Annotated in this window: 4 protein-coding genes; all 4 read right to left on the reverse strand. The window is 64.0% G+C overall.

Going from position 1 to position 4569, the window contains the following annotated elements:
* A partial coding sequence (locus I71_RS14460) for a PAS domain-containing protein (protein ID WP_042695554.1) occupies window positions 1-821 on the reverse strand: 821 nt, incomplete at its 3' end.
* Between the two features lie 193 nt (window positions 822-1014).
* Window positions 1015-2622: a peptide chain release factor 3 gene (locus tag I71_RS14465; RefSeq protein WP_042695555.1), complete on the reverse strand. Its 1608-nt coding sequence runs from the start codon at window positions 2620-2622 to the stop codon at window positions 1015-1017.
* 145 nt (window positions 2623-2767) lie between these two features.
* Window positions 2768-3013, reverse strand: coding sequence for a phage tail protein (locus I71_RS14470; protein ID WP_199902180.1), 246 nt, complete (start codon window positions 3011-3013; stop codon window positions 2768-2770).
* 173 nt (window positions 3014-3186) lie between these two features.
* Window positions 3187-4227 (reverse strand): aspartate-semialdehyde dehydrogenase, encoded by a 1041-nt coding sequence (locus I71_RS14475; protein WP_042695557.1) that lies wholly within the window; start codon window positions 4225-4227, stop codon window positions 3187-3189.
* Window positions 4228-4569: the final 342 nt, after the last annotated feature.

Genomic DNA, 4569 nt, shown 5'->3' on the forward strand with positions numbered 1-4569 from the left:
GTTTGGATCACCTCCTCCTGCAACCGCTTGCGCTCGGTCACGTCCCGGCCACTGCCGAGAATCTGGATCACACGCCCGGCGGCGTCCTTCACCGGCACCAACACGGTATGAAAGACCCGCTGACCGATCGGCAGATCAAGCGTCTCCTCGTAATCGATGCTTTCACCGCGGTCACGACACAGGGTGTAGCGGGGGATGATCGCCTCCGCCACCTCCGGCCCCAGCGCATCCCCGACCCGCTGGCCACGCAACAGGTCAGGGTTCAAACCGGTCGCCCGCGCCAGTGCCGGGTTGATCGCCTCGAAGGCGAAATCGCCATCGGAGTCGACCCGGACAATGAACAGCGCTTCGGCCAGATTGTTGAAAAAATTGGAATAGCGCGCCTCCATCTCCCGCCGCGTGGCAATCTCCAAAGCCAGCGCGCGGTTGCTGTCCTCCAGCTCCCGCGGACTGGGCAACGCAAGCAGGCGCGGCATCAGCCACCACAAGGCGGCCGCGGTTGCCAGCGACACGAAGGCCGTGATCAGCTTCACCAGCCCTTCCAGGCCATAGTCGGGATTCCAGAAAGTCCAGACCGACAGGAAATGCGTGGTGCCGCAGGCGATGATGAACAGCGCGAACAACAGTGCCACCCACCCGAAGGCCACGTCGCGGCGGCGCACGACGAAATAGATCAGGGCCACAGGAATCGAGAAATAGGACAGGCCGATCAGCACATCGGACGCGACATGCAGCATCAGGATGTCCGGACGCCACAGCAGGCAGACTCCATGGGGCACAAAACCGCTGCTATCCAGAAGCTCGTCCAATCCCACCGTCATGTCCGCCTCTTTTCCGACCGTACCCGTCCGACGGAGGCCATTGATTATGCGTCGAAACTATCTGGCACACCCGCACACGTTCCGCCAGCGGACCGACTCCGTCAAGCCGTCAATCCGTTTGGGCAGATCTCTAGGGTTTCTCTACGGAAAGGATGCCCGCCCGCGGCCCCTGCCGCATGGGCGGGCATCGCCGTCACGCGGCGGTATGGACCTTGCGGTTCTGCTCGCGGGTCTTCAGGAACCGTAGCGCCGGGAAATCCTCCTGCGCGCGGTTCAGGTGCCAGGCATTGCGCGCCAGGAACACCAGGGCGCCGTCATGGTCTTCCGCCAGCGCCGAACGGTTCAGCTCGATGAACTTCTCAAGCTGGACCTTGTCGTCGGTCTCGACCCAGCGTGCGGCATCCAGTCCGGCCCCCTCGAATCGGGCAGCGATACCGTATTCCGCTTCGATGCGCGAAGCCAAGACCTCGAACTGCAGCTGGCCGACGACACCGACGACCCAGTCGGCGCCGGTCAGCGGCTTGAACACCTGCGACGCACCCTCTTCGGCGAAATGCTCCAGCGCCTTGCGCAGATGCTTCACCCGCATCGGGTCGTCCGGACGGACACGCTGCAGCAATTCAGGCGCGAAGCTCGGCACACCGGTGAAGCGCAGGTCCTCGCCCTCGGTCAGCGTGTCGCCAATGCGGAGGCTGCCATGGTTGGGGATGCCCATGATGTCGCCGGGCCACGCCTCTTCCGCCACCTCGCGGTCGCGGGCCAGGAACAGCACGGCGTTGTTCACCGCCATCAGCTTGCCGGAACGGATATGCTTCAGCTTCGCCCCGCGCTTGTAGCGGCCTGAGCACAGGCGGACAAAGGCGATGCGGTCACGGTGGTTGGGGTCCATGTTGGCCTGGACCTTGAACACGAAGCCGGTGACCTTGTCCTCGTCCGGTTGGACAACGCGCGGATCTGCCGGCTGCGGACGCGGCGGCGGGGCGTTCTCCGCCAGACCGGACAGCAGCTCGCGCACGCCGAAATTGTTGATGGCGGAGCCGAAATAGATCGGCGTCAGATGGCCGGCGCGATAGGCCTCCAGGTCGAAGGCCGGCATCAGGCCCCGCGCCATCTCCACCTCTTCGCGCAGCTTGGCGACGGCATGGGCAGGCAGCAGCTCATCCAGACGGGGATCGTCAAGGCCGTTGCACTCGATACCCTCGTCGATTTCATCGCCCTTGCTGCGGTCCATCAGGATCAGCCGGTCGCGGATCAGGTCGTAGCAGCCGAGAAAATCGCGGCCCATGCCGATCGGCCAGCTGGCCGGCGTGACCTCCAGCGCCAGGGCGCTTTCGATCTCCGAGATCAGGTCGAAGGGATCGCGCGCCTCGCGATCCATCTTGTTGCAGAAGGTCATGATCGGCACGTCGCGAAGACGGCAGACCTCGAACAGCTTCAGCGTCTGCGCCTCGATGCCCTTGGCGCCGTCGATCACCATCACCGCGCTGTCGACCGCGGTCAGCGTGCGGTAGGTGTCCTCCGAGAAGTCCTCGTGGCCCGGCGTATCGAGCAGGTTGAAGGTGCGCCCATCGAAATCGAAGGTCATGACGGAGGCGGTCACCGAGATGCCGCGCTCGCGCTCCACCTTCATCCAGTCCGACTTGGCGCGACGCTGCTCGCCGCGCGCCTTGACGGCACCGGCCATCTGGATGGCACCGCCGAACAGCAGCAGCTTTTCCGTGAGCGTGGTCTTACCGGCGTCGGGGTGCGCGATAATGGCGAAGGTCCGACGGCGGGAGACGGCGTCCTGAAGTTCGGACATGCGCGAGGTCCCGTGACAGAGGCGTTATGAGATGCGAAAGGCGAAAGGGCCGACAGGCGAAACACGCCCATCGGCCCCCGTCGATTAGATAGCAGCAGCGCCGGACGGATTCCAGAGCGTTCCGCCCGGTTCCGTGGTTGCCCCGTCAGGGCCGGTTCGGATAGATACCGTTGTTGCAGATGACGTAGTGAAGACCGGGCAGCGGCTCCTTCCCCTTCAGGTTCGGCAGGGCGAAGGTCTTGATGCCGTCACCGCCAAATTGTTTGCCGATCAACGAGAAAAGTGCCTGGTATTGCTCAATCGTCAGGATACTGCCGTCACAGGGCAGGAACCCTTCGGGAACGAAGGTACAACCGACCAAAATGACGTCGCTGATCAGATAATCCATCATCGCCTCATCTCTGAATGTGACAGCGATGGGCTTGCGGCTCTACCCGGACGTTCCGGGACGCTGTCGGCCCCATGATGAAACGGGAAATAAAATAATCGCAACACGCAATTTGTTGCAAGATGCACCTTGGAATATCCGCGGGACGCGCTGAACGCCCCGCGGACCTCAACCGATCAGAGCGCCAGTTCGGCAATCTGCACGGCGTTCAGGGCAGCGCCCTTCAGCAGCTGGTCGCCGCAGACGAACAGGTCCAGACCATGGTCGCCGAAGACGATGTTGTTGCGGATACGGCCGACCTCGACATCATACTGGCCGGTCGCGTTCAGCGGCATCGGGTAGGCGCCGTTGGCGGGATCGTCCACCACCTTCACGCCGGCGGCATCGGCGAGAACGGCGCGGGCGGCGTCCGGCGTGACCGGCTGGATCGTCTCCAGCGTGATGGCTTCGGAATGGGCGCGGTAGGTCGGAATGCGGACGGCGGTGCAGCTGACCGGCAGATCCGGAACCTCCATGATCTTCCGCGTCTCCCACGTCACCTTCATCTCCTCCTTCGTGTAGCCGTTTTCCTGGAAGGCGTCGATCTGCGGGATCAGGTTGAAGGGAATCGGATGACGGAACACGCTGTTGGTGACCGGCTTGCCGTCCAGCTGGTTGCGGGTCTGCTCCTCCAACTCGGCCATGCCCTCGGCGCCGGCGCCGCTGGTAGCCTGATAGGTCGAGACGATGGCGCGCTTGATGCCGAAGGCCTTGTGCAGCGGGCCGAGCGCCACGACAGCGATGGCGGTGGTGCAGTTCGGATTGGCGATCAGGCGGGACCCGGCGGCGTACGCCTCGCGGAAGACATGGGCGTTGATTTCCGGAACGATCAGCGGGATGTCGGCGTCGTAGCGGAAGGCGGAGCTGTTGTCGATCACCAGCGCGCCGGCCGAAGCCAGATCCTTGGCATGGGCCTTGGCGAAATCGCCCGACACCGCCATCAGGACGACGTCATAGCCCTTCACCACCGCGGCATCGAAGGCCTTCAGGGTCAGGGCGCCGTAGGGGGTGTCCTGCACCTTGCCGGCCGACCGCTCGGAGGCGAACAGGCCGAGTTCGGCGACCGGGAAATTGCGGTCGTGCAGGACCTTGACCATCTCGCGGCCGACGGCGCCGGTGGCGCCGACCACGGCGACGCGGAGGGACTTGGAAGAAGCGGAGGCGTTGTTGCTGCTCATGGCGGGGTTCCGTCCTGTCTTTCGCACTGTTGATCGGACCGGCCTATCGGTCGTTCGGACAGCGGACCCCGGATACGACGAGGCCCCGTCCGTTGTCCGGCGGGGCCTGCCTCGTGGAAGAAACGCTGGTCGATCCGATCAGCACGCACCACGACGCTGCCCGCCGAAGCGAGTCGCTTTTTTGGTCGTAGTGGTGGTGAGGGCCTTGCGGTTCATGACACCTTCTTATCCGAATGCGCAGGCCTTGTAAAGCGCCTGCGCATTCGCCGGATCAAAGATTATCGGGACGGGAGATTACCGGAAACCCTCGCCGTCATGGTTCGGGTGCACCGGGTGTACGTC

This window comes from Azospirillum sp. B506, from assembly GCF_000333595.1.
Taxonomy (GTDB): domain Bacteria; phylum Pseudomonadota; class Alphaproteobacteria; order Azospirillales; family Azospirillaceae; genus Azospirillum.